This window comes from Zoogloea ramigera, from assembly GCF_006539865.1.
Lineage (GTDB): Bacteria > Pseudomonadota > Gammaproteobacteria > Burkholderiales > Rhodocyclaceae > Zoogloea > Zoogloea ramigera.
The window spans coordinates 17390-41982 of the sequence record NZ_BJNV01000047.1 but is presented as its reverse complement, the minus strand read 5'-3'; the positions used below and the strand labels follow the sequence as shown (position 1 = coordinate 41982).

The following is a 24593-nucleotide window of genomic DNA, read 5'->3' as shown; positions in this document are numbered from 1 at the left end:
CCGGGACCCGGCCGACGGAACGCTGAATAAAGGAAAGCACCTGGTCTCCATCAGCGAACAGAATGCAGCCCGGCGTGCCCACCCACCAGTGGAACCGAGACCCTGACCAACGCAAGCCCCATCGACGGCAAGCCCCTGGCCTCCATCAACGATCAACTAGCGGCCGGCCTCACCGGGGTGGGGGGCAGCGGGGGCGCCGCACGCTGACACCCCCGCCGCCCGCCCCGATGGAGCGCACTCAGATAAGCAGTTCGCGCACCTCGTCCGGCGCCGCCGGCTGGGCGCCGGGGCTGCGGGCGCTGCCCTGCAAAAAACCGTAAAGGCGCAGCAGCAGGCGGTTGCGCAGGGTGCGGCGCAGGCTCAGCACCGCCGCCCCGCGCAGGGCGCCGTTGGCGAACTGGCGCTTCACCTCGCACTCGCCGGGGCGGAAATCCATGTAATGGAAGCCCGGCTCGCCGAACACCCGGCGAATCGCCTGCAGGTGCAGCACGGTGCCCGCCGACCACGGGCGGAAGTCGTCGCGCTCGGCCGAGCACAGGTAGTGCAGCACCTCGCCCACCGCCGTGAGGCACAGGCCGGCCACCGGCTCGCCGTGGGCAAACAGCAGAAAGGCGCGCAGCTGGCCGCGCTGGGCCGCCGCCAGCAGCTCGGCCGCCTCGACCGGCCTGCCGAAGAGCGCGCCGCGGCCGCGCAGCTGCGCGAGGTGGCTGATGAACTCGCCCACCTGCCCCGGCTCACGGTATTCGCGCAGGTCGAGGGCCTGCCCGCTGTGCTCGAGGAAGCGGGCCTCGTCGCGGGCGTAGGACTCGCGGGTCTTGGCCGAATAGCGGCCCTCCAGGAAGTCCTCATAGCGCCCGGTCCAGGCCAGGTAATGCCACACGTCGCGGCTCAGCACGAAGGCCACGCTGTTGTCGCGCAGGGTGTGGGTGCGCCAGCCGGGATCGACGACGCAGCGCAGCAAGAGGCCGTCGGCCCCGGGCGGCACCGGCAGCTCGGTGAGGGCCTGGGCGGCCTGTCCGGTCAACACCTCGGGCAGCGCCGCCTCGCGCACGGCCACACGCAGGCGGACGGAGAACAGGCGCTTGCCGCGCCAGATGAAAGGGAGTGGGAAAACCCGGTCGGGAAGCTCATTCATGCTGCACTTTCGGAAGTTTCGGTCGCCGGAAACCCGCGCCAGCCCAGGGTGGGCGGTGGGCGCAGCCTCGAACAACTTTTTAACAAAGCCGGATAGTACAGACGCATCCGGCGTACAACCACATGCCGCCGGATTTATTTTTCGTGGCGTTAAATTATTGGCAAAGCATTCCCACGAAAGCTGCTCAGCTTGGGCGCGGCTGGCCGGTCTCGCCCGCTTCCGGCACAATGGCCGGGCCCCTGCCCTGCCCCGAAGCCGATGCCGTCCTCCCTCACCCCGCCCCCCGCTCCGCCGGCCCTGGAATCCCTCGGCCAGGTGTTCACCCCGGAATCCGTCGTGCGCTGCATGTTGCGCCTGCGCCACAACACCGGCCGGGTGCTGGAGCCCTCCTGCGGCGACGGCGCCTTCCTCAAGCACCTGCACCACGCGGTGGGCATCGAGCTCGACCCCCGCCAGTGCCCGCCCGGGGCGCTCAACATCGACTTCTTCGCCTACCCGGAGGGCGAGAAGTTCGACACCGTGATCGGCAACCCGCCCTACGTGCGCTACCGGGACATCGGCGCGGCCACCCGCAAGCTGCTGCGCCAGGACGGCTTCGACGAGCGCAGCAACCTCTACCTGTTCTTCATCGAGAAGTGCGTGCGCCACCTGGCGCCGGGCGGCGAGCTGATCTTCATCACCCCGCGGGATTTCCTGAAGGCCACCAGCGCCCGCCGCATGAACCGCTGGCTGCACGCCCAGGGCACCATCACCCACGCCATCGAGCTGGGCGACGCCCGGGTGTTCACCGACGCGCTGCCCAACTGCCTGATCTGGCGCTACGAGCTCGGCAACCTCAGCCACAACACCGCCTGGGCCCACATCAGCCAGTCCGACAAGCTGGCCCACGCCCTCGAATACCCGCCCTGGCAGTACCGTCGCTTCTCCGAGTGCGCCGGCCAGCTGCGCTTCTCCCACCACGACTACACGCTCAACCTGCAGGCGCTGGCGAGCGTGCGGGTGGGCGCGGTGTCCGGCGCCGACGAGATCTACGCCAGCGAGGCGGCGGGCAACCTCGACTTCGTCACCTCGTCCACCGTGCGCAGCGGCCTCACCCGCCGCATGATCTGGTGCGAGCCCGGCGAGCCCCCGCCCGCCGCGCTGCTGCCCCACCACGACCGCCTGATCGCCCGCCGCATCCGCCCGTTCGACGAGACCAACTGGTGGCACTGGGGCCGCGGCCTGCCGCGCAGCAGCGCGCCGCGCATCTATGTAAACAGCAAGACGCGCCAGCCGAAGCCCTTCTTCCTCCACCCCTGCAACAACTTCGACGGGGCCGTGCTGGGGGTCTTCCCCCACCGCCCGGATGTCGACCTCCCCGCCCTGTGCGAGGCCCTCAACGCCGTCGACTGGGGCGACCTGGGCTTCATCTGCGACGGCCGCTACATCTTCAGCCAGCGCAGCCTCGCCAACGCCCCGCTGCCCGACAGCTTCCGCCAGTTCCTGCCCGAGCCGGCCTGAGCCACCCTTCCCGAAGCGGCCGTCAGGGCGCACCACAACGAGGCGTGCCGGACGGATGGTGTAAGATCAAACGAACAAACACGGGCCGCGCAGGTCCACGACCCGCCCTGCCGGCGTCGATCACCTGACGCCCAGCCCACCTGAGAACAGTCCGCGAGGTTTCCATGGTCCCCCATCTCACCACCGCGCTCACCGGCCCCCTGCTGGAGCTCGAAAAACACTTCCTCGACAACGCCACTGCCATCGAGCGGTGGATGCGCAGCCAGTGGCAGGAGCACATGCCGCCCTTCTACGGCTCGACGGACCTGCGCAACTCCGGCTTCAAGCTCGCCCCGGTCGACCTGAACCTCTTCCCCGGCGGCTTCAACAACCTCAACGACGCCTTCCTGCCCCTCTGCGTGCAGGCCGCCCAAGCCGCCGTCGAGCGCATCTGCGTGGGCGCCCGCTCCATCCTGCTGGTGCCCGAGAACCACACCCGCAACCAGTTCTACCTGCAGAACGTGGCCAAGCTGGTGTCCATCCTGCGCTTCACCGGCCTCGAGGTGCGCCTCGGCAGCCTGCTGCCCGACATCACCGCGCCCACCGTGGTCGAGCTGCCCAACGGCAGCAGCCTCACCCTCGAGCCGCTGGTGCGCCACGGCGGCCGCCTCGGCGTCGAAGGCTTCGACCCCTGCGCGGTGCTGCTCAACAACGACCTGTCGGCCGGCATCCCGGCGCTGCTGAACGACCTCCACGACCAGTGGGTGATCCCGCCGGTGCACGCCGGCTGGCACGCCCGCCGCAAGTCCATCCACGCCGCCGCCTACGACCGCGTAACCAAAGACTTCTGCGCCGAGATCGGCATCGACCCGTGGCGCATCAACCCGGCCTTCGACACCTGCAGCGGCCTCGACTTCCACGCCCGCACCGGCGAGCAGGAGCTGGCCGACAAGGTCGCCACGATGCTCGACGGCATCCGCGCCAAGTACAAGGAATACGGCGTGAGCGACGAGCCCTTCGTGGTCGTCAAGGCCGACGCCGGCACCTACGGCATGGGCGTCATGACGGTCAAGGACGCCGCCGAGCTGATCGGCCTCAACCGCAAGCAGCGCAACAAGATGAGCGTGGTCAAGGAGGGCCTCGAGGTGCACGACGTGATCATCCAGGAGGGCGTGCACACCTTCGAGACCCTCAACGGCGCGGTCGCCGAGCCGGTGGTGTACATGATGGACCACTACGTGGTGGGCGGCTTCTACCGGGTGCACACCCAGCGCGGCCGCGACGAGAACCTCAACGCCCCGGGCATGCACTTCGAGCCGCTGGCCTTCGAGGCCCCGTGCAGCCTGCCCGACTGCAACCAGGAGCCCGACGCCGCCCCCAACCGCTTCTACGCCTACGGCGTGGTGGCCCGCCTGGCCCTGCTGGCCGCCTCGGTCGAGATCGAAGAGACCGCGCCGGCCGTGGCCGTCGAGGCCTGAGCCGGGAGACCGCGATGAAATTCGCCTTCATCCTCGACCCCCTCGACAAGCTCAAGGCCTACAAGGATTCGAGCATCGCCATGATGCGGGCCGCCGCCCGCCGCGGCCACGAGATCTTCGCGATCCAGCGCGAGGCGCTGATCTGGGAGGCCGGCACCGTGTCGGCGCGCTGCCACGCGCTGTCGATCTCCGACTTCGACCACGCCTGGTACATCCCCGGCCCCGAGCAGACCCTGCCCCTCACCGCCTTCGACGCGGTGCTGATGCGCCAGGACCCACCCTTCGACTTCGAGTACGTCACCGCCACCTGGCTGCTGGAGCGCGCCATGCAGGCCGGCGCGCGCATCTTCAACCACCCGGTGGGCATCCGCGACCACTCCGAGAAGCTCGCCATCACCGAGTTCCCGCAGTTCGCCCCGCCCACCCGCGTGGCCTGCCTGGCGGCCGACATCAACGCCTTCATCGACGCCCACGGCGACACCATCCTGAAGCCCCTCGACGGCATGGGCGGCAGCCAGATCTTCCGGGTGCGGGCCGACGACCCCAACCGCAACGTCATCATCGAGACCCTCACCCAGGACGAGACCCGGACCATCATGGCCCAGGCCTACCTGCCGGCGATCAGCGCTGGCGACAAGCGGGTGCTGATCATCGGCGGGCAGGTCATCCCCTACTCGCTGGCGCGCATCCCGATGGCCGGTGAGACCCGCGGCAACCTCGCCGCCGGCGGCCGCGGCGTGGCGATGCCGCTCACCGACGGCGAGCGGGCGATCGCCGAACACCTGGCACCTATCCTGTGGCAGCGCGGGCTGCTCATCGTCGGCCTCGACCTGATCGGCGAGCGGCTCACCGAGATCAACGTCACCAGCCCCACCTGCATGGTCGAGATCACCGACCAGACCGGCTTCGACGTACCCGGCGCGGTCATCGACACCCTGGAAGATGTGTGCGCCTGACCCACCCGGCCGGCGGCCTGCGGGCTGCCGGCGCCCGGCTCCTGGCCCTGATTGCCCTTGCCACGCTGCTGCTCGCCGGCTGCGCCCGCGAGCGCCTGCACCAGCAGGAGTCCTACGTGTTCGGCACCCGGGTCGAGCTGCTCACCTGGGACGCCTCCGACGCCAAGGCCGAGAGCGCGATGGCCGAGGTGCTGCGCGAGTTCGACCGCCTGCACCGGGCTTACCACGCCTGGGAGCCGTCCGAGCTCACCGCCCTCAACGACGCCATCGCCGCCGGCAGGCAGGGCATCCCGGTCTCGCCCGAGCTCGCCGCGATGCTCGCCGACGCCAAGCAGCTCGCCGCCACCGGCGATGAGCTGTTCAACCCGACCCTCGGCCAGCTGATCGCCCTGTGGGGCTTCCACACCGACACCTTCACGCCCCACCGGCCCGACCCGGTGCGGCTGGCGGCCATCGTCGCCACCCGCCCGCAGATGGCCGACCTCAGCATCAGCGGCAACACCGTGACCAGCCGCAACCCCGCCGTACAGCTCGACCTGGGTGGCTACGGCAAGGGCTACGCGCTCGACCGCGCCGCCGCCATCCTCAAGGCCCGCGGCGTAAACAACGCCCTCATCAACATCGGCGGCAACGTGCTGGCGCTGGGCAGCAAGGGCGAGGCGCCCTGGCGGGTCGGCATCCAGCACCCGCGGGAACCGCGCCCCCTGGCCAGCCTGCCGCTGCGCGACGGCGAGGCGATCGGCACCTCGGGCGACTACCAGCGCTTCTTCGAGATGGACGGCGAGCGCTACTGCCACCTCCTCGACCCGCGCAGCGGCCGCCCCGCCCGCGGCACCCAGGCCGTCACCGTGCTGATCACCCCGCGCCCCGGCGCCGGCACCCTGTCGGACGCCGCCAGCAAGCCGGTTTACCTGGGCGGCGAAGCCTGGCGCGACTACGCCCGCCGCTTCGGCATCGACCACGCCCTGCGGGTGGATGCCGACGGCCGCATCCAGGTCACCCGCGCCCTCCACGACCGCCTGCAGTACGGCGAAGGAGTGGGCCAGGCCCGCGTGCTAGACTGACGGATGCCATCAACATGGCGATGCAGCCACTGTCGCCCGCAGCCCCCAAGGAAACGCCATGACGCCCACCATCCTCCCGTTCTGGCGTGCGATGCTCGCCGACCCACGGCGGATCGGCGCCATCGCCCCCGCCAGCCGGTTCCTGTGCGACGCGATCATCGATGAAGTCATGTCCTCCCGTCCCGGCCACGTCATCGAGCTGGGGGCAGGCACCGGCGCCATCACCCGGGCGCTGTTCGGCCAGCGTGCCCAGTTCGACAGCCTCGCGGCCGTCGAGCGCTCGCCCCACCTCGCGCAGCTCCTGGCGCATCGGTTTCCCGGGCTGGCGGTGCACCCCGTCTGTGCCTCGCGGCTCGACACCCTGCTCAAGGGGCCACTCGACACCATCTCGGTTGTCTCCTCCCTGCCCTTCCGCTCCCTCCCGCAGGGCGACCGCAAGCAGATCGAGCAGGCGATCCTGCGCCTGAGCCGGCACAGCCGAACCTTCCGCTTCATTCAATACAGCTATCTCGGACGCCTGCCCTTCCCCGTCGACAGCGCCCACCCGCTGCAATGGACCCGGCGCCGGACAGTCCTGGGCAACCTGCCGCCCGCTACGGTGTGGGTGCTCGCCCACCATCACCGATGAGCCCCAAAAGCACACCCGCCCCCCACCGCCAGCAGGCCTTTCGCGCGCGCCTGGCCCTCTTCGCCGCCGCCCTGTGCCCGCTGGCGATCTGGCTGATCTCCAGCGGCCGCCTCGCCCGCCCGGGGGAAACCGCGGCGTGGGCGCTGCTCTGCGCCCTGCTGATGGCATCGGCCCCGGGCCGCTGGATGCGCCCATTTGCCTACGCCCAGCTCCTGCTGCTGCCCCTGACCCTGGCCTGGGTCGGCGCGGTCGCCAGCACCGGCATGGGGCCGTCGATCGCCAGCCTGGAATCTGTCACCGCAGGCGCCTACAAGGAAGTCCGGACCGCCCTCGAGGTGGTGCTGCGGGCGCCGGGCTTCGCGCTCACGGCCGGCGCGACGCTGTTGCTGAGCGCCGTGGCTGCGCGCCTCGCCCATCGGCAGCGCTGGGAAGCCGATGGGCGCTCGGGGCTGCTGTTCCTGGTCCTGCTGCTGCCGGCCTCCGCCGCGGTGCTGGACGCCGCGGGCCTCCACGGCTTCGCCCGCCTCGCCGGCCCCGAGGCGCGGGTCTCGGTGCCCTGGCTGTCCCACCTCGAGATGATGAAGGCCAGCCTCAACCAGCTCGTGATGCCCGGCGCCCAGGCGCGCGACGCACAGCCGGTCCGGTCGGCCCTGGGCGTCGCGCCGGCCTTCCGCACCGAAGCGGGCGTCGCCGTCCTCATCATCGGCGAATCGCTGCGTGCCGATGCGCTGCTCAAGCCGGGCCGCGGCCCGGGGTCGGCGGAGCTCCAGCGGCGCCTGGACGACGGGCTCGGCGTCCGCCTGCCGGACGCCTGCGCCGGCGGCAACGGCACCTTCATCGCGGTGCCCAAGCTCCTCACCGCGGCCCCCGCCGAGGCGCCTCCCTCCGACACCCACCGCCCCAGCCTGCTGGCGCTGGCCCGGGCCGGCGGCGCCAAGACGGCCTATATCAACAACCACGAGATCTGGGTCATGCCCGAGGCAGGCCACGACCTCGTCCAGAAGATCTCGTCCACCGAGACCAACAGCTACGACGAAGTGGCCACCGAAGCCGTGGAAAACTTCATCCGGCGCGAAGAAGGCAGCCCCAGCCTGGCCATCGTGCTGCATCTGTATGGCCAGCATTTCTTCTACGAAGACCGCTACCCGAGCGGGCTCTTCGAGCCCGAGCCGGCGCCGGCCTCGCCCAGCGAACTCGAAGAGCTCCGCTACCAGCGCGCCGCCGAATACGGCGCCCAGGTGCTGGCCCGCGCCGCGCGGATGCTCGACGGGCTGCCCACGCCGGCCTACCTGGTGTTCACCAGCGACCACGGCGAGAACCTCCCCTCCGACCACAACGGCAAGCGTTTCCACGCCGGCCCGGTCAACAGCCGGCCGGACACCCTGGTGCCCGCCCTCGTGCTGTGGAACCGGGCCTTCGCGCAATCAGGGCGCCAGCACCGGCTCGAGGCGCTGCAAGGCACCGCGCTGATCACCCACCACGACCTCGCCCGCGCCTGGCTCGCCCTGCTCGGCGCCCCTGGCCGCCTCACCCCGGCCACCGAGCCGATGACCTGGGGCGCCGTGACCGCCGGCCTGCCGGCCGGGCCGCTGCGCTGTGGCGATCTGCCACCCTGACCCCGATCACGACAGCGGCTTGCCGGCCCCGCCCCTTGGGATAGAATCCCTACATGATCGGCGTCCTCCTCATCACCCATGGCACCCTCGGCGAAGCGCTCGTCCAGTGTGTCAGCCACGTCATGAACCGCCGCCCGGCCCAGCTCATGCAGCTTGGCATCTCGGGCCAGGACGACCCCCTCGACGCCCTGCCCATCGCCCGGCGCCTGGTCGAGCTGGTGGACAGCGGCAGCGGGGTGCTGATCCTCACCGACATCCTCGGCGCCACCCCCGCCAACACGGCCGCCAAGCTCCTCGAGCCGGGCCGCATCGAGGGCGTCACCGGGGTTAATGTGCCCATGCTGCTGCGGGTGATCACCTACCGCGAACGGAGCATCGAAGTGCTCGTCAAGAAAGCCGTGGCCGGCGCCTGCGAGGGCGTCGTCCACATGAAATAAACCCCACACGCAAAACCGACGCCACGTCGAGGACGACAGAAAGAACAACATGCCCCGCCAGGAAGCCCCCATCGTCAACAAACTGGGCCTGCATGCCCGCGCCTCCGCCAAGCTCACCCAGACCGCCAGCGCCTACGCCTGTGACGTGTGGCTGGAGCGCAACGGCAAGCGCGTCAACGCCAAGAGCATCATGGGCGTCATGATGCTCGCCGCCGCCAAGGGCAGCACCATCGTCATCGACACCGACGGCAGCGACGCCGACGCCGCCATGGCCGCCCTCCAGGCCCTCATCGCCGACAAGTTCGGCGAAGGGGAATAGGGCGGGAGGTAGGAAATGGGAAGTGGGAAATGGGGGGGTGACACCCGCCCAGCCCGCGGCCCCTGCCCCCCATTCCCCACTACCCACTAGCCACTAGCCACTCCCTATACAGCCATGAGCTTCACTGTCCACGGTCTCGCCGTCTCCCAGGGCATCGCCATCGGCCATGCCCACCTGGTCTCTCACGCCCTGCTCGAGGTCGCCCACTTCACCGTGGCGCCCAAGCACGTGGACGCCGAGGTCGCCCGGCTGCGGGCCGCGGTGGCCCGGGTCAAGGCCGACCTGGCGGGCCTGAAGGCTTCGTCCGGTGCCGGCACGGCGCCCTCCGAGGTCGACGCCTTCGTGGGCATGCACATCATGTTCCTCGAAGACCCGATGCTCGTCGGAGCTGCCGAGACCCTCATCCTCACCCGCCGCGCCAACGCCGAGTGGGCGCTGGTGCAGCAGATGGAGCTGCTGGTGGAGCAGTTCGAGGCCATCGAGGACGCCTACCTGCGGGAGCGCAAGGCCGACGTGGTGCAGGTGGTCGAGCGGGTCGTCAAGGTGCTGCTGGGCCACCCGGGCCACCTGCCGCCCAAGCGCAAGGACGGGCTGGGCACCATCATCGTCGCCCACGATCTCTCGCCCACCGACACCATCGGCTTCAAGGACCACGCGGTGGCCGGCTTCATCACCGACGTGGGCGGGCCCACCGGCCACACCGCCATCGTCGCCCGCAGCCTGTCGATCCCGGCGGTGGTGGCGCTGCGCCACATCCGCCACGTGGTGAAGGACGACGAGCTGGTGATCATCGACGGCACCCGCGGCGTCGTGATCGTCGACCCGGACGAGCGCGTGCTCGAGGAATACCGCCTGCGCAAGGCCTCCGTCGAGCTCGAACGCTCGCGGCTCAAGCGCCTCAAGTCGATGCCCGCCGCCACCCTCGACGGCGAGGCGGTGCAGATCCTCGCCAACATCGAGCTGCCCCCCGACGCCGTCCAGGCCAAGGCCGTCGAAGCCGACGGCGTCGGCCTGTTCCGCACCGAGTTCCTCTTCATGAGCCGCGACACCTGGCCCAACGAGGACGAACAGTTCGAGGCCTACAAGGCGGTCATCAAGACCATGGCCGGCAAGCCGGTCACCGTGCGCACCCTCGACATCGGCGCCGACAAGGAGCTCGAGGGCGCCACCCGCCAGGAGGACAACCCGGCCCTCGGCCTGCGCGCGATCCGCTTCTGCCTGGCCGAGCCCAAGATGTTCCTCACCCAGCTGCGCGCGCTGCTGCGGGCCAGCCAGTTCGGCAAGCTGAAGATCCTGATCCCCATGCTGGCGAGCAGCCACGAGATCGACCAGACCCTGGTCCTGCTCGACAAGGCCAAGGCCCAGCTGCGCGAGCGCAAGATCAAGTTCGACGAGGCCGTCGAGGTCGGCGGCATGATCGAGGTGCCCGCCGCGGCGCTGTGCCTGGGCGCCTTCACCCGCAAGCTGCAGTTCCTGTCGATCGGCACCAACGACCTCATCCAGTACACCCTCGCCATCGACCGCGGCAACGAGGCCGTCGCCCACCTCTACAACCCGCTCCACCCGGCGGTGCTCAAGCTGATCCACCTGACCATCCAGACCGGCGCCAAGGCCGGCATCCCGGTGTCGGTGTGCGGAGAAATGGCCGGCGACCCCGAGTGCACGCGCCTCCTGATCGGCATGGGGCTGCGCCAGTTTTCCATGCACCCGGCGCAGATCCTCGAGGTCAAGCAGTCCATCCTGCGCGCCGACGCCGCCGACCTGGGCCCCAAGGTGCAGCGCCTGCTCAAGCTCGACGAGCCCGACCGGGTCCGCGAGGCCGTCGAGAAACTCTAGCGCCGCGGCCGGGCCGGTTTGACTTGGCCCGATCCGCGCGCTAATCTTTGGTTCAGCGCCGATTTGAACCCTTCAGCTTGCGGGCGCTTAAAAAATGCGGCTAAAGCGACGGCAGCCCAGTTCGCGACCGTTCGCCAACTGGGTTTTTTCGTTTTTGGGACGAAACACGAATGCACGCACAAACGCAATGCGCCGCCGAATCCGTCGGAGTGGTCGAGCCCCAACGGGCCCACTTCGACGCGCCGCTGGCGCTCAAGAGCGGCGGCACCCTGCCCGCCTACGACCTGGTCTATGAAACCTACGGCACCCTCAACGCCGCGCGCAACAACGCGGTGCTGGTGTGCCACGCGCTGTCCGGCTCCCACCACGTGGCGGGCACCTACGCGGGCAAGAAGAACTCCGAGGGCTGGTGGGACAACCTGGTCGGCCCCGGCAAACCCCTCGACACCCGCAAGTTCTTCGTCATCGGCGTGAACAACCTGGGCGGCTGCTACGGCAGCACCGGGCCCAACAGCATCAACCCGGCCACCGGCAAGCCGTGGGGCGCTGATTTCCCCTTCGTCACCGTCGAAGACTGGGTGGACGCCCAGGCGCGCCTGGCCGACCGGCTCGGCATCCAGCGCTTCGCGGCGGTGGTCGGCGGCAGCCTCGGCGGCATGCAGGCGCTGTCATGGACGCTGCAATACCCCGACCGCGTTGCCCACGCGCTGGTGATCGCCTCGGCGCCCAAGCTCACCGCCCAGAACATCGCCTTCAACGAAGTCGCCCGCCAGGCCATCCTGAAAGACCCCGAGTTCCACGGCGGCCACTACTACGAGCACGGCGTGGTGCCCACCCGCGGCCTCGCGCTGGCACGCATGGTGGGGCACATCACCTACCTGTCCGACGACTCGATGGACCAGAAATTCGGCCGCAGCCTGCGCCACGACAAGCCGGTGTTCAGCTACGACGTGGAGTTCGAGATCGAGTCCTACCTGCGCTACCAGGGCGACAAATTTGCCGGCTACTTCGACGCCAACACCTACCTGCTCACCACCAAGGCGCTGGATTACTACGACCCGGCCTTCGACTACGACGGCGACCTGGTGGCCGCGTTGGGCCGCGCCAAGGCCGATTATCTGGTCGTGTCCTTCACCACCGACTGGCGCTTCGCCCCGTCGCGCAGCCGCGAGATCGTGTATGCCCTGATGCACAGCGACCGCCGGGTGAGCTACGCCGAGATCGACTGCCCCGCCGGCCACGACTCCTTCCTGCTCGACGACGCCCAGTACCACGCGGTGCTGCGGGCCTACATCGACAACATCGAGATCTGAGCCATGAGCTACCAACGCTACGACTACGACGTGATCGCCAACTGGATCGAGCCCGGCGAGCGGGTGCTCGACCTCGGCTGCGGCGACGGCAGCCTGCTGCGCCACCTCAGCACGGTGCGCCAGGTGCGCGGCTACGGCGTCGAGAACGACCCCGAGCGCATCGTCGCGTGCGCCCGCAACGGCATCAACGTGATCCAGATCGACATGGAACAAGGCCTCGCCGGCTTCGACGACGGCTTCTTCGACCACGTCATCATGAGCCTGTCGCTGCAGGCCATGCGCAACACCCAGGGCATCCTGGCCGAGATGCTGCGGGTCGGCCGCGAGGCGGTGGTCAGCTTCCCCAACTTCGCCTACTGGCGCCACCGCCAGGCCATCCTCAACGGGCGCATGCCGGTCTCCAAGAACCTGCCCTACCAGTGGTACGACACCCCCAACGTGCGCTTCTTCACCATCGCCGACTTCGACGCCCTGTGCGAACAGGAGGGCATCGTGATCCACGAGCGCCTCGCCTTCGACGAGGACAAGGTGATCGTCGACGAGCCCAATTTTCTGGCCAGCGTGGCGCTCTACCGGCTGGGTCGGGCGGAGGGGTGAAAACCGCCGGGGCCGTGCCCGCGGCTTGAACGCCGGCCGGGCGAAGGTCGCAGCCAGGCCGGCGGCTCCCCGGGCCCGGCTCGGGCGAAAGGCTGAAAGCTAGCCTCAGCTGCGCCGACGCAAGCGGCCGAGGCCTGCAAGCCCGGCCAGCCCCAGGGCTGCAAGCCCCGCGCTGGCGGGCTCGGGCACCGTCACCACGCCTGAGGAGATGGTCGCGTCGAACTGCACATCCTGCAATCCGCGATCGTGCGGAGATCCCCACTGCCCATCGACGGCCTCGATGGCAATCACGTTCAGCTCGCCCGCGCGCAGATAATTGCCAAAGCTGAGCGTGAAGATCCGGTCGGCAAAGCCCTGGTCGGCATTCAGATAGACCAGATTGCCATTCACGTAGAGGGCGAAGTCATCGTCGACCTGCATTTGCGCCAGCGAATTCAAGGCCTGGCCCAGCGCAAAGGCGCCAAGGGAGAATTCGTTGCGCAGATAGATGTGGTCCGGCCCTCCCGTTCCGCCAGGCGACGCGCCTCCCATCCACACCATATGCGCCCGCTCCTGCCCGGCCGGGGGTGAGAGCAACGGCGCCCCCGGGCTGGCCTCCAGCGCGGTGAGAACGGTGGGCTCGACCCAGCCCGCGGTGTCGTAGCCAACCGAGGTCCAGCCCGCAGTGGGCGCCACGTCGGTGACCTGCCACCCTGTCCCGGGCAAGGTCGCGATGCGGACTTCCGCCGCACCTGCCGGCGCCGCTGCGATCACGGCCACCAGGGCCAGGGCTGCGCCAAAACCAGAAGCTGTCTTCATTTGTCCCCTCTCTTCTTTCACATGATGGATTTGCGGTACTCCCGCCGCAGGGTGGGCCTCTCCGCCAGGCGCCAGGAGATGATTCGCCGGTTGCCAGCCTCCTTTGACAGCAACCCCGGTTTCACTGAAATATTGATCGTAAGCAGCAAACATCACCACGATTCGGAACCTTTTTAGCGCATCTCTCCTGACTCCATATTGATCCAATATCCTCGCGATTCATAGCGAGTACATGACGCCCTGCCATGCCGCCCGCAGGTATTTAACAAAGTACGATCCCCGCTCGCACAGCGGGCACCACAGCCCCGGCTGCTGGCGGTACAGTCCGGGGCCATCACTCCGAGCCTGCACGCAGCGACCATGACCGCCACCGCCATTCCCCCGCAAATCACCCCGCCTGCCGAATGGCAGCTGTGGTTCGACGGCTCGGCCCAGCCCAACCCGGGCCGGCTGGGGCTGGGGGCGGTGCTGGTGGGGCCTCTCGGGCAGCGCCAGGACTACTCGGCCCAGGCGCCGGGCCACGGCTGCAACAACGAGGCCGAGCTGCTCGCCCTCGGCAAGGCCCTCGAGCTGGCCCGGCAGGCCGGCGCGCGGCACCTGGTGCTGCGGGGCGACAGCGACTTCGCGGTGCGCCACCTGCGGGGCGAGGCGGTGACCCAGGTGGCCCGGCTCAAGGTGCTGATCGCCGCTATCCGCGCGCAGCTCGACGGCTTTGCCTCGGCGCGCCTTGAATGGGTGCCGCGCCATCGCAACCCGGATGCCGACCGCCTGTCCCGCGCCGCCCTCGGCCTGCCCGACAAACCCGCCGAGTGGCCGGGCATCAAGCGGCGCAGGAAACGGCCTTAACAGCCCGCGCGCCTCAGGTGTCGGAGACGACCGCCGGCTCGCCGCAACGCTGCAGGATCTCGGCCCGCGCCGCGTCGCGCAGGCGGACCGCCGCACTGAACTCATCGACGGCGTCCTCAGACGGCGGAATCGGCGTGCCGATGAACACCTCCAGCCGGCTGCGGCGCGGAAACCACTGGTCGGCGCGCAACCATCCTCGGCTGCCGCGGATCGCCACCGGCACCACCGGCACACGGGCCCGGGCGGCGGCGGCGAAGGCGCCCAAGTGAAACGGCCGCAGGCCAGGAATGCGCGTGAAGGTGCCCTCCGGGAAAACCGCCAGCGAGCGCCCGCTGGCCACCGCCGCCGCCAGCCGGTCTGCATCCGCGGCGCCCTGCTTCACGTCGAAGCGCTCGACGAACTCCACGCCCAGCCGCCGCAGATAGACCCGCGGAATAAATTGCCCGGCGAGCTCGCGCTTGGCAACGAAACTCACATGCCGGGGCAGCGCGGCGGCCAGCACGATGCCGTCGACGTAGCTAGCGTGATTGGCGACCAGTACATGGACCTGCCCGGGCGGCGGCAAATTGGCCACGCCCTCCACGCTAACTGGCGTGCCACAGAGGCGCAGGAACACCCGCGCCGCCAAGCGGCCGACCGCCCAGGCCCAGCTCGGCCGGGGCAGCGCCGCCGTCACCAGCCAGGTCAGCGGGGCGATCAGCGCACACAACACCCCGACGCGGATGGCGTGGGTGACTTCACCGGCCAGCACCCGCCCGCGGCGGGCCCGCGCAGCAGCCGCAGCCAACGCGAGCCGCGCGATCTGCCACCCGGCGGCGGGCGGACGGGTGCCGATCAGCCCGGCCTCATAGCGCTCACGGCAGGCCGAGCGGCGCACCTTGCCACTGGACGTCTTGAGCACCGTGTGGGGTGGCGCCAGCACCACCTCGTCGGCCGCCTCGCCCAGCACCTCCAGCGCCAGCCGGGCGATGTCGGCCTGCAGCGCCGCGCGCTGTACCGGGTCGGTAGCCTGGGTCTCGGCGAGCACCACCAGGCGCTCGGTGCCCGCCGCCGGATCAAGGCTGCCGAAGACCGCGACGCAGCCCTTGCGCACGCCGGGCAGTTCGCCCACGGCCAGCTCCAGCTCGTGGGGGTAGATGTTGCGCCCCGCGCGGATGATGATGTCCTTGACGCGGCCAGTGACGAAAACCTCGCCCTCGACGCTGTAGGCGCGGTCGCCGCTGTCCAGCCAGTCGCCATGGAAGAGCCGGCGGGTCTGCTCCGGATTGCGGTGATAGCCCGCGGTCGCCGACGGCCCCTTGAACTCCAGCCGGCCCTCGACCCGCTCGCCAAGCTCCAGCCCGGTTTCATCGACGATGCGCACCTGATGGCCGGGCAAGGGCCGGCCGCAGGAGACGAAGGCCAGCGCGTGCCCGTCTCCGGGCGCAGCGGGGCGGGCCTCGCGGGTCTTCACGAAGCGGTCGCGGTCGATGCGGTCGACCCTCGGCCGGCGCCCGAGGGGCGGCACCAGCTAGCCCACCGTCGCCTCCGCCAACCCGTACACCGGGGCCAGGGCTTCCGGGCGCAGGCCGCTGGCGGCAAGGCGGGCGGCGAAGCGCGCCAGGGTGTCGGGGTTGACCGGCTCGGCGCCGCAGGCCAGAAGCCGCAACGAAGAGAGGTCGAGGCCCTCGGGCTGCGCCTCGGCAAGCCGCTTGAGGCACAGCTCGAAGGCGAAATTGGGCGCGGCGCTGAGGGTGCCGCGGTAGCGGTGGATCGCCCACAGCCAGCGCTCCGGCCGCGCCAGAAAGGCGAGCGGCGACATCACCACCAGCGGCTTGCCGAAATACAGGCTGACCAGCCAGGCGCTGATCAGGCCCATATCGTGATAGAGCGGCAGCCAGCTGACGAACACATCGTCGGGCTGCACGCGGATGGCGGTGCCAATGGCGCGGATGTTGGCCAGCAGGTTGGCGTGGGTCAGCACCACGCCCTTGGGGTTGCCGGTGCTGCCCGAGGTGTACTGGATGAAGGCGATGTCGTCGCCCCGCGCCGGCCGCAGCGGGGCCGCCCGGGCGACGCCTTGCGTGAGCCCGGCCACGGTGACGACCCGGCGCAGGCCGGGCACGCCGGCTTCGAGCAGGCGCGCCACCGTCATCGCCTGCGGCACGGTGACGAGGATGCTCGCCTCGGCATTCTCGAGGATGCCGGTGTGGCGGCGCACGTGCTCCTCGATCTGCGCAGGCCGCGCCGGTGGGTAGATCGGCACCGGGATGCCGCCAGCAAGAAGAACGCCGAAGTAGGCAAAGAAATACTCGAGCGAGGTTGGCAGCATGATCGCCACCGTCTGCCGCGGCTGCAGGCCGCTGGCGCAGAGCCCCGCCGCCACGGCCACCGCACCGGCCCGCAGGTGCGTGTAGTCGAGCCGCTCCTCGCCGTCGCCCTCGGTGAGCAGCACGATCTGGGTGCGCTCGCCGTGGGCCTGCACATGCCAGTCGAGCACTTCGAGCAGGGTCGCGGCGGTAGTCGGGGTGGCGGCATCGCCAGCGGCGGCGGCGATCTGCGTCACGACCGCGGCCATGGCGCCGGCTGGCGCCGCGCGCGCGGGCGCTGCGGCAACCGCCGCCAGCAGGTCGCGCAGCGTCTCGGCGTGCTGCAGCGTGGCCTCCGGCAGCGCGACGCCAAAGGCGCGCTCGATGCGCAGCAGCAGCTCGACCCGGGCCAGGCTATCGAAGCCGAGGTCGCCTTCGAGCCGGCTGTCGAGGGTGATCTCGACCGCCGCGGGGGTCGACTGGCGATGCAGCTCGGCGTGGGTCACCCGCACCACGGCGAGCAGGGTGTCCGCCGTGGTGCCGTTCATGCCTGTGCGCTCCGGTGCCCGCGCTCGGCATCCACGCCGGCGAGGATGACGAGCCCGACCACGAAGTAGCTGCCGGTGATGAGGATGGCGAGGCGATGGTCGCCGCCGCTGAGCCAGGTGACCGCGCCATAGGTGAGCGGGCCGAGGATGGACGACAGCTTGACCGCCAGCCCCCACAGCCCGAAGAACTCGCCATGGCGGTCCGGCGGCGCCAGGTAGCCCACCAGCGCCCGGCTGGCCGACTGGCTGGCGCCCAGGCACAGGCCGGCGATATTGGCGGCGAGCCAGAACAAGGGCGGGCGCGTCGCCGCCCAGGCCAGCAGGATCATCACGATCCAGCCGGCCAGCGTGAAGGCGATTGCCCGCCGATGGCCGATGCGGTCCTGCCAGTAACCGAAGCCGAAGGCGCCGAGAGCGGCGGTGATGTTGACCACGAAGATCAGGCCTATGGTCTCCCTGGTCGTGAAACCCATCGCCTCGACCGCGTAGATGGCCGCCAGCGCGATCACCGCCTGGATGCCGGCCTGGTAAAAAACCACGCACACCATGAAGCGGCGCATGTCGCGGTAGGGGCCGCTGCCGCGAAGCTGGCGCAGGGTGCCCGCCACCCGCGCCCACACCGGGATGGGCGCCGTGGCACGGGCGGTCTTGCGTTCGCGCAGCAGCAGAAAGGTCGGCACCGAGGCCACCGCAAACAGCAGCGCGGTGATCAACATCGTCACCGGCACATAATCCGCGGCGGCGTGGCCCTGCGGCTCCGCCCAGGCGATGTAGGCGAGGCACGCCCCGAGGCTGGTCAGGCCGCCCAGATAACCCAGGCTCCAGCCCCAGCCCGAGACCTTGCCGAGGCTGTCGTCGTCGGCGAGCTCGGGCAGGAAGGCGGCGATCAGGTTCTCGCCGGTGCCGAAGCAGTAGTTGGACAGCACCAGAAAGCCGATCGCCACGCCAATGGCGCCGGGCCCGGCCAGCGCCAGGCCGGCGGTGCCGAGCACGCAACCTGCGGTAGTGAGCGCCAGCAGCCGCTTCTTCGCGCCATGGGTGTCGGCCCAGGCGCCCACAAAGGGCGCGGTGAGCAGGATGGCCGCATAGGACACCGCCAGCGCCGCCGTCCAGGCAAAGGTGCCCCAGGCCGCGCCCCCGGCGATCACCGCCACAAAATAGGCGTTGAAGATCGCCGTGATCACCACCGTGGTGTAGCCGGAGTTGGCGAAGTCGTACATGGCCCACGCCCACACCTCCCGGCGCGCGACGCCCGGCCGCAAACCCGGCAGCGTTTCAATCTTGTTCATGACAGACCCATTCATGGCGCAAAGCTGCCGCCGGGCGGGCTACGCAGCGCCGTCGTCTTCCATCAGCCGCGCCGCCACCAACCCGTTGACCAGCCCGAAGACGGTCGCCGCCAGCGCGAACACCGGCACCAGATAGAACACCCCATCATGGGGCACCAGCCAGATGCGCGCCACCACCAGCTGCCCCGCGAAGTGGGCGAAGGCCGCCAGCACGCTGTGGCTCACCGGGCCGAAAACGCGCCTCGGCAGGTGCACGGCAACGCCCAGCGCCACCAGGCTGGCCAGCCCGCCAGCCAGGCTCAGAAAGAAGCCCGGCGCCAGGAACTGCCCCAGCACCAGGCTGCCGACGATCACCCGCAGCAGCGCCACCCAAACCGCCTCGCGCCAGCCCCAGCGGGCCAGCACGACGAGGGTGACGATGTTGGCGAGGCCCGGCTTGACCCCCGGCAGCGGGAGCGGGATGGCCGCCTCGGCCACCGTCAGCACGATGGCCGCCGCCGCGTGCCGCGCGACCCGGTGGTCGTCGGCGCTGGGGCGGAGTTCGATTTCAGTAGCTGAGGGAGTCATACGCGGCGTTCCGCCCGGCCAGCGCGAGGCTGACCTGATTGGGCGCGCAGATGGCCACCGCACCAGCCGTCGCCAGCCAGCCCTGGCGCACGCAATACTGGCGCGGCCCAGGGTCGGCCGCCACCCGGGCCCGGCCGGGCTGGATCTCGATGCGGGTGCTGCCCAGCGGCCCCGGCACCTCGACGAGGCGCGGCGCAGTGAGATCAACCTCCAGAAAGACCTTGCCACCGGCCCGTATGACGGCCTTGTCGGGCCGCCCGCCCTGCCACAGGGCCAGCGCCGAGGCGACGCACACCCCCACCGCCAAGCCCAGCACCAGCAGGTCGCCGGCCCTCAGATGGCGCGCCCAGGCTGCCAGCCAGGCGCGCAGGGCCGGCCCCCGGCTCACTTGAAGGAGCGGTGCCGCACCAGAACGCGGGCGGAATCGCGGAGACGTTCGGCCAGCTGTTCGGCGATGTACACCGAGCGGTGCTGGCCGCCGGTGCAGCCGATGGCCACCGTGAGGTAGCTGCGGTTGTCGTTGACGTAGGACGGCAGCCAGGAGGCGACGAAGGCGTAGATGTCGCCGACCATCCGGCCCACCTCGGGCACCCGCTCAAGGAAATCGATGACCGGCTGGTCGCGCCCGGTAAGCGGCCGCAACACCGGGTCGTAGTGGGGGTTGGGCAGGCAGCGCACGTCGAAGACCAGGTCGGCATCCACCGGAATGCCGTACTTGAAGCCGAAGGACTCGAACAGCAGCGTGATCTGGCTGCCGGCCTCGAGGTTCATGAAGCTCTTCACCCAGTTGCGCAGGGTGTTGGCCGACAGGTCGCTGGTGTCGATGCGGTGGCCCAGCTCGGCCACCAGCGCGAGGGCCTCGCGCTCGCGGGCGATGGCCTCGCCGAGGGTCAGGCTGTCGTCGCCCAGCGGGTGCTTGCGGCGGGTTTCCGAGAAGCGCGCGATGAGCGTGTCGTCGCGGGCGTCGAGGAACAGGAAGCGCACGTCGCGCACCATGCTGCGCAGGGTTTCAAGCTGGCGCGGGAGCGCCGCGATGCCGCTGCCCGAACGCACGTCGATGGCCACCGCGATGCGCTGGTAGCCGGCCCCGCGCAGGTGGGTGACGAGCTGGGGCAGGAGGGCCGACGGCAGGTTGTCGACCACGTAATGCCCGCAATCCTCCATGACATTGAGCGCGACGCTCTTGCCGGAGCCGGACAGGCCGCTGATGATGACGAGTTGCATGACGATGCTGTTTCCGGGGAAGACGACCGATCTGAAGGTGCCAGTCTGTCAGGCGTTTGCGACAAAAATGCACGCAACGCAGCAACAGAATAAACAAAATGGGCACCCGCGCCACCCAAAACGGCCACAAAAACTCACATAAATGTGATTTTAAGTGATTTCAAGAAAACCACCCTCACGTCGGACCCGGCCGGAACGCAGCAGTTCATCGGCCAGCCAGCCGGCCAGGGCCTCCGGGCTCAGACCAAGGAAGCGCCGGTTGGCCTCCCGGTAGAGGGGCACGCTCGCCAGGTGGGCCGGCAGGTCGTCGAGGGCCACGCGCCGGCGCTCGAGCAGCCAGAAGGTGACGCAGGCGCGGATCGCGTTGCGGGCGATGCGGGCGCCGTCCTCCTCGAGATAGCGCAAGCGCGCGAAGGCCGCCTCGAAGGCCTCGTCCACCTCGACAAAGGGCGCCCCATGGCCGGGGATGACCCAATCCACCGACAGCCGTGCGAGGGCCTCGAGGGTGGCTCGGGCGGCCTCCAGGCCACCGCCCTCGCCGATCACCTCGGCGAACAGGATGCCGAAGCCGTTGCGCCACAGGGCATCCCCCGAGATCAGCCCGCGGGCGTCGGGGGCGTGGAAGACCAGGGCGTCCATGTCGTGGCCGGGCGCCGCCAGCGCCTGCCATTCGAAGCCGCCCATCTGCAGGCACTCGCCGGCAGCTAAGTGGTGATCGGCCTTGAAGCGCTCGCCGCGCTGGTCCGCCACGCTGAGCAGCAGCGCCGCCTCGTCCCAGGCAGCGACGGCCGGCGCGATGCCGGCGGGCACCCCGATGGTGCAGCCGAAGGCCCGCTGGACGGCCGCGTTGCCGCCGATGTGGTCGGAGTGCGAATGGGTGTTGAGGAGGCGGGCCAGCCGCCGCCCGGCCAGGGCCTCCCGCAGCAGCGCCACGGTCTGCCCGGCGTGGCTGACATAGCCGCTGTCGATGAGGCTTGCCGTGCCGCCGTCGAAGAGCAGCACGTTGTTGGCCGACAGCCAGCCCCGCTCCAGCACCTGGATGGAGGGCGGCAGATGGACGCGCGTCACGCCGGGCCGCTCAGCTGGAGGCGTCGGCGGGGGTGCCGACGACCGGCGCGACCACCTCGACGGCAGCCTCCTCGCCGGCCGACGCGGAATCCGTCTCGCCGAAGATCTCGTCGGCGCTGCGGCCGCAGCCGATGCAGTAGCCCGACTCGTCGATCTCGCAGATGCCGATGCAGGGGCTGTCCTGGCTCATGACGGGCTCCGCGGGTCGGCGCTGGCGGCTGCAGCGGCGGCCTTGCGGCGGGCCACTTCGTGCAGGATCGCGCGCTTGCGGCTGTCGTCGGCGCGGCCCCATTCGGTGATCTCGGCGATGCTGCGCAGGCAGCCTTCGCAAAAGCCGCTCTGCGGGCTCATGCGGCAAAGGTTGATGCAGGGGGAAGGGACACTCATGAAACGCTCTGGGGGTGGATGCCCGCCGCTCATGGGCGGCGGGTCGTCGTGGGTTGGGTGATGGGTTCAGTGGCAGGCCTTGGCGCGCTTGGCCAGCACGGCCCGGGCCACCTTGGAGGCCGGCGGGCGGCCGAGCCGCTCGCTGATCCAGCCGGCGGTGTCGACGAGCGCGTCCAGCGAGATGCCGGTTTCGATGCCGAGGCCGTCGAGCATGTATACCACGTCCTCGGTGGCGACGTTGCCGGAGGCGCCCGGCGCATAGGGGCAGCCACCGAGGCCGGCCACGGCGCTGTCGAAACAGGCCACGCCGGCCTCCAGCGAGGCATACACGTTGGCCACCGCCTGGCCGTAGGTGTCGTGGTAGTGGCCGGCGAGCTTGTCCACCGGCACCCGGCGCGCCACCGCGTCGAGCATGCGGCGCGTCTTGCCCGGTGTGCCGGCGCCGATGGTGTCGCCCAGGCTCACCTCGTAGCAGCCCATCTCGAAGAGGGTGGCGGCCACGCCGGCCACCGCCTCGGGGCTGATCTCGCCCTCGTAGGGGCAACCCAGCACGCAGGAGACATAGCCGCGTACCCGGATGCCCGCCGCCTGGGCCGCCGCCATCACCGGCTCGAAGCGGACCAGGGATTCGGCGATGGAGCAGTTGATGTTCTTGCGGCTGAAGGATTCGGAGGCCGCGCCGAACACCGCCACCTCGGTGGCGCCGGCGGCCAGTGCAGCCTCGAAGCCCTGCAGGTTGGGGGTGAGCACCGGGTAGCTGACGCCCGGCAGGCGTTCGATGCGCGCCATCACGTCGGCGGCGTCGCCCATCTGGGGCACCCAGCGCGGCGACACGAAGGAAGCCGCCTCGATGGCCGAAAGGCCAGCCGCGCCCAGGCGGGCGATGAGCTCGACCTTGATCTCGGTGCTGACGATCTGCTTCTCGTTCTGCAGCCCGTCGCGGGGCCCCATCTCGACGATGCGGACTCGGGTGGGTAGGTTCATGGCGTCTCCCTTCAGGCCGTGGCCGAATCGAGCAGGCCGAGGGTCTGCTTCATTTTTTCGCGGATCTGGAATTTCTGGATCTTGCCGGTGACAGTCATCGGGAAGCTTTCCACAAAGCTGATGTAGCGGGGGATCTTGTAGTGGGCGATCTGGCCCTGGCAGAAGGCGCGCACCTCGTCTTCGGTGAGGCGCTGGCCGTCGCGCACGATGATCCAGGCGCACAGCTCTTCGCCGTATTTCGGGTCGGGCACGCCCACCACCTGCACGTCGAGCACCTTGGGGTGGGTGTAGATGAACTCCTCGATCTCGCGCGGGTAGATGTTCTCGCCACCGCGGATCACCATGTCCTTGATGCGCCCGACGATGTTGCAGAAGCCCTCGTCGTCGATCACCGCGATGTCGCCGGTGTGCATCCAGCCGGCCTTGTCGATGGCCTCAGCCGTGCGGGCCTCGTCGCCCCAGTAGCCGAGCATCACCGAATAGCCGCGGGTGCACAGCTCGCCCGGGGTGCCGCGGGGCACGATGCGGCCCTCGTTGTCGACGATCTTCACCTCGCAGTGGGGCTGGACGCGGCCCACCGTGGACACGCGGCGCTCGATGGAATCGTCGGCGCCGCTCTGGAAGCTCACCGGCGAGGTCTCGGTCATGCCGTAGGCGATGGTCACTTCGGCCATGTTCATCTTGTCGATGACGCGCTTCATCACCTCGATCGGGCACGGGCTGCCGGCCATGATGCCGGTGCGCAGGCTGGACAGGTCGAAGCGGGCGAAATCCGGGTGGTCGAGCTGGGCGATGAACATGGTCGGCACGCCGTAACTGGCGGTGCAGCGCTCCTCGGCCACCGCCTGCAGCACCGCCAGCGGCTCGAAGGCTTCGGACGGATAGACCATGGTGGCGCCGTGGGTGAGGCAGCCCAGGTTGCCCATCACCATGCCGAAGCAGTGGTAGAGCGGCACCGGGATGCACACCCGGTCGCCCGCCCGCAGGCGGATCGCCTCGCCGACGAAGAAGCCGTTGTTGAGGATGTTGTGGTGCGACAGCGTGGCGCCCTTGGGGTTGCCGGTGGTGCCGGAGGTGAACTGGATGTTGATCGGGTCGTCGAACTGCAGGCGCTCGCCCAGTTCGGCCAGCTCGGCGAGCTCGTCGCGGCCGGGCGGGGCGAGCAGGTCGCCGAAGTTGAGCATGCCGGGGCTGCGCTCGGCGCCCAGGCGGACCACGATCTCCAGGCTCGGCAGGCGATGGGCGCGCAGCAGGCCGGGTTCGCAGTGGGCCAGCTCGGGGGCCAGGTCAGCCAGCATCGCCAGGTAGTCGCTGCTCTTGAAGGCCGGCGACAGGATCAGCGCCCGGCAGCCGACCTTATTGAGGGCGTATTCGAGTTCGCTCCGGCGATAGGCCGGGTTGATGTTGACCAGCACCAGCCCGGCCTTGGCGGTGGCGAACTGGGCCAGCGCCCATTCGTGGTTGTTCTGCGACCACAGGCCGACCCGCTCGCCGGGCGCGAGGCCCAGCCGGCGCAGGCCGCAGGCCAGCGCATCCACCTTCAGGCGCAGCTCGGCGTAGCTCAAGCGGACGTTCTGGTGGCGCACCACCAGCGCCTCCTGCCCCGCGTGGCGGGCGCAGGCTTCGTCGAAATAGCGGCCGATGGTCTGGCCGATCAGGGCCTGGCCCGATGCCCCATGGACGTAACTCAGGGTGTTGCTCATCTACCGTGTCTCCTCCGGCATTGTCTTGGATGG

The 24593-nt window shown here is 69.9% G+C and carries 25 protein-coding genes and 1 riboswitch; of the genes, 12 read left to right on the top strand and 13 right to left on the bottom strand.

Translation table 11 applies throughout. The features are described from left to right. Positions 1–238: 238 nt before the first annotated feature. The gene (locus ZRA01_RS13450) at positions 239–1135 is read right to left on the bottom strand and encodes a GNAT family N-acetyltransferase (protein WP_141353025.1); all 897 of its coding nucleotides are present in this window, start codon (positions 1133–1135) and stop codon (positions 239–241) included. 258 nt (positions 1136–1393) lie between these two features. Here ZRA01_RS13450 and ZRA01_RS13445 point away from each other — a divergent pair, with 258 nt between their 5' ends. The 11 genes from ZRA01_RS13445 to metW all read left to right on the top strand — a co-directional run bounded on the left by ZRA01_RS13445 (position 1394) and on the right by metW (position 12858). After that, positions 1394–2635, top strand: a complete 1242-nt coding sequence (locus ZRA01_RS13445) for an Eco57I restriction-modification methylase domain-containing protein (RefSeq protein WP_141353023.1) — start codon at positions 1394–1396, stop codon at positions 2633–2635. A 164-nt stretch (positions 2636–2799) separates the two neighbouring features. Next, positions 2800–4092: a glutamate--cysteine ligase gene (gshA, locus tag ZRA01_RS13440; RefSeq protein ID WP_141353021.1), complete on the top strand. Its 1293-nt coding sequence runs from the start codon at positions 2800–2802 to the stop codon at positions 4090–4092. 14 nt (positions 4093–4106) lie between these two features. Continuing rightward, complete coding sequence (gene gshB, locus ZRA01_RS13435) at positions 4107–5048, top strand: glutathione synthase (protein WP_174851620.1); 942 nt, start codon at positions 4107–4109, stop codon at positions 5046–5048. Continuing rightward, positions 5039–6112, top strand: a complete 1074-nt coding sequence (locus ZRA01_RS13430) for an FAD:protein FMN transferase (RefSeq protein WP_246093674.1) — start codon at positions 5039–5041, stop codon at positions 6110–6112. The genes gshB and ZRA01_RS13430 overlap by 10 nt, the downstream gene beginning before the upstream one ends. Positions 6113–6170: 58 nt before the next feature. Beyond that, positions 6171–6740, top strand: a complete 570-nt coding sequence (locus ZRA01_RS13425) for a class I SAM-dependent methyltransferase (RefSeq protein ID WP_141353019.1) — start codon at positions 6171–6173, stop codon at positions 6738–6740. Further along, entirely contained in the window at positions 6737–8356 is a 1620-nt protein-coding gene (locus tag ZRA01_RS13420; protein WP_141353017.1) for a sulfatase-like hydrolase/transferase, read from the top strand. The genes ZRA01_RS13425 and ZRA01_RS13420 overlap by 4 nt, the downstream gene beginning before the upstream one ends. 53 nt (positions 8357–8409) lie before the next feature. Next, positions 8410–8793: a PTS sugar transporter subunit IIA gene (locus ZRA01_RS13415; RefSeq protein WP_141353015.1), complete on the top strand. Its 384-nt coding sequence runs from the start codon at positions 8410–8412 to the stop codon at positions 8791–8793. Between the two features lie 49 nt (positions 8794–8842). After that, positions 8843–9112 carry an HPr family phosphocarrier protein gene (locus tag ZRA01_RS13410; RefSeq protein WP_141353013.1) on the top strand — a complete coding sequence of 90 codons (270 nt, stop codon included), beginning with the start codon at positions 8843–8845 and terminating at the stop codon, positions 9110–9112. Positions 9113–9226: 114 nt separating this feature from the next. After that, on the top strand, positions 9227–10948 hold the full coding sequence (gene ptsP / locus ZRA01_RS13405) for a phosphoenolpyruvate--protein phosphotransferase (RefSeq protein ID WP_141353011.1): 1722 nt from the start codon (positions 9227–9229) through the stop codon (positions 10946–10948). A gap of 45 nt (positions 10949–10993) precedes the next feature. Then, a riboswitch (SAM riboswitch) is annotated at positions 10994–11073 on the top strand. Between the two features lie 45 nt (positions 11074–11118). Further along, positions 11119–12261: a homoserine O-succinyltransferase MetX gene (metX, locus tag ZRA01_RS13400; RefSeq protein WP_141353009.1), complete on the top strand. Its 1143-nt coding sequence runs from the start codon at positions 11119–11121 to the stop codon at positions 12259–12261. 3 nt (positions 12262–12264) lie between these two features. Beyond that, complete coding sequence (gene metW, locus ZRA01_RS13395; RefSeq protein ID WP_141353007.1) at positions 12265–12858, top strand: methionine biosynthesis protein MetW; 594 nt, start codon at positions 12265–12267, stop codon at positions 12856–12858. A 105-nt stretch (positions 12859–12963) separates the two neighbouring features. Here metW and ZRA01_RS13390 read toward each other — a convergent pair whose 3' ends face one another. Further along, positions 12964–13656, bottom strand: coding sequence for a PEP-CTERM sorting domain-containing protein (locus ZRA01_RS13390; RefSeq protein ID WP_141353005.1), 693 nt, complete (start codon positions 13654–13656; stop codon positions 12964–12966). Positions 13657–14016: 360 nt separating this feature from the next. Between ZRA01_RS13390 and ZRA01_RS13385 the strand changes: the two genes are divergently transcribed. Then, on the top strand, positions 14017–14502 hold the full coding sequence (locus ZRA01_RS13385; RefSeq protein ID WP_141353003.1) for a ribonuclease HI family protein: 486 nt from the start codon (positions 14017–14019) through the stop codon (positions 14500–14502). A 13-nt stretch (positions 14503–14515) separates the two neighbouring features. On the opposite strand, the gene ZRA01_RS21370 is transcribed toward ZRA01_RS13385, so the two are convergent. From ZRA01_RS21370 to ZRA01_RS13335, 11 genes are all read right to left on the bottom strand, one after another. Further along, on the bottom strand, positions 14516–16009 hold the full coding sequence (locus ZRA01_RS21370; RefSeq protein WP_218028724.1) for a 1-acyl-sn-glycerol-3-phosphate acyltransferase: 1494 nt from the start codon (positions 16007–16009) through the stop codon (positions 14516–14518). A gap of 3 nt (positions 16010–16012) precedes the next feature. After that, entirely contained in the window at positions 16013–17338 is a 1326-nt protein-coding gene (locus ZRA01_RS20865) for an AMP-binding protein (RefSeq protein ID WP_218028723.1), read from the bottom strand. Next, on the bottom strand, positions 17335–18627 hold the full coding sequence (locus ZRA01_RS13375) for an MFS transporter (RefSeq protein ID WP_218028722.1): 1293 nt from the start codon (positions 18625–18627) through the stop codon (positions 17335–17337). The genes ZRA01_RS20865 and ZRA01_RS13375 overlap by 4 nt, the downstream gene beginning before the upstream one ends. Before the next feature lie 39 nt (positions 18628–18666). Then, positions 18667–19194, bottom strand: a complete 528-nt coding sequence (locus ZRA01_RS13370; RefSeq protein WP_174851619.1) for a Gx transporter family protein — start codon at positions 19192–19194, stop codon at positions 18667–18669. Beyond that, a complete protein-coding gene (locus ZRA01_RS13365; protein ID WP_141353033.1) occupies positions 19175–19564 on the bottom strand; it encodes a NusG domain II-containing protein in 390 nt (129 codons plus the stop codon). The genes ZRA01_RS13370 and ZRA01_RS13365 overlap by 20 nt, the downstream gene beginning before the upstream one ends. A 14-nt stretch (positions 19565–19578) precedes the next feature. After that, positions 19579–20418, bottom strand: a complete 840-nt coding sequence (gene rapZ, locus ZRA01_RS13360) for an RNase adapter RapZ (RefSeq protein WP_141353001.1) — start codon at positions 20416–20418, stop codon at positions 19579–19581. Positions 20419–20568: 150 nt separating this feature from the next. Then, positions 20569–21486, bottom strand: coding sequence for an MBL fold metallo-hydrolase (locus ZRA01_RS13355; RefSeq protein ID WP_246093672.1), 918 nt, complete (start codon positions 21484–21486; stop codon positions 20569–20571). Between the two features lie 10 nt (positions 21487–21496). Further along, positions 21497–21676 (bottom strand): DUF1289 domain-containing protein, encoded by a 180-nt coding sequence (locus ZRA01_RS13350; protein WP_141352999.1) that lies wholly within the window; start codon positions 21674–21676, stop codon positions 21497–21499. Continuing rightward, a complete protein-coding gene (locus ZRA01_RS13345) occupies positions 21673–21873 on the bottom strand; it encodes a DUF1289 domain-containing protein (RefSeq protein WP_141352997.1) in 201 nt (66 codons plus the stop codon). Before ZRA01_RS13345 ends, ZRA01_RS13350 begins: the two co-directional genes overlap by 4 nt. 66 nt (positions 21874–21939) lie before the next feature. After that, positions 21940–22857 carry a hydroxymethylglutaryl-CoA lyase gene (locus ZRA01_RS13340; protein WP_141352995.1) on the bottom strand — a complete coding sequence of 306 codons (918 nt, stop codon included), beginning with the start codon at positions 22855–22857 and terminating at the stop codon, positions 21940–21942. Positions 22858–22868: 11 nt separating this feature from the next. Further along, the gene (locus ZRA01_RS13335; RefSeq protein ID WP_141352993.1) at positions 22869–24560 is read right to left on the bottom strand and encodes an AMP-binding protein; all 1692 of its coding nucleotides are present in this window, start codon (positions 24558–24560) and stop codon (positions 22869–22871) included. Positions 24561–24593: the final 33 nt, after the last annotated feature.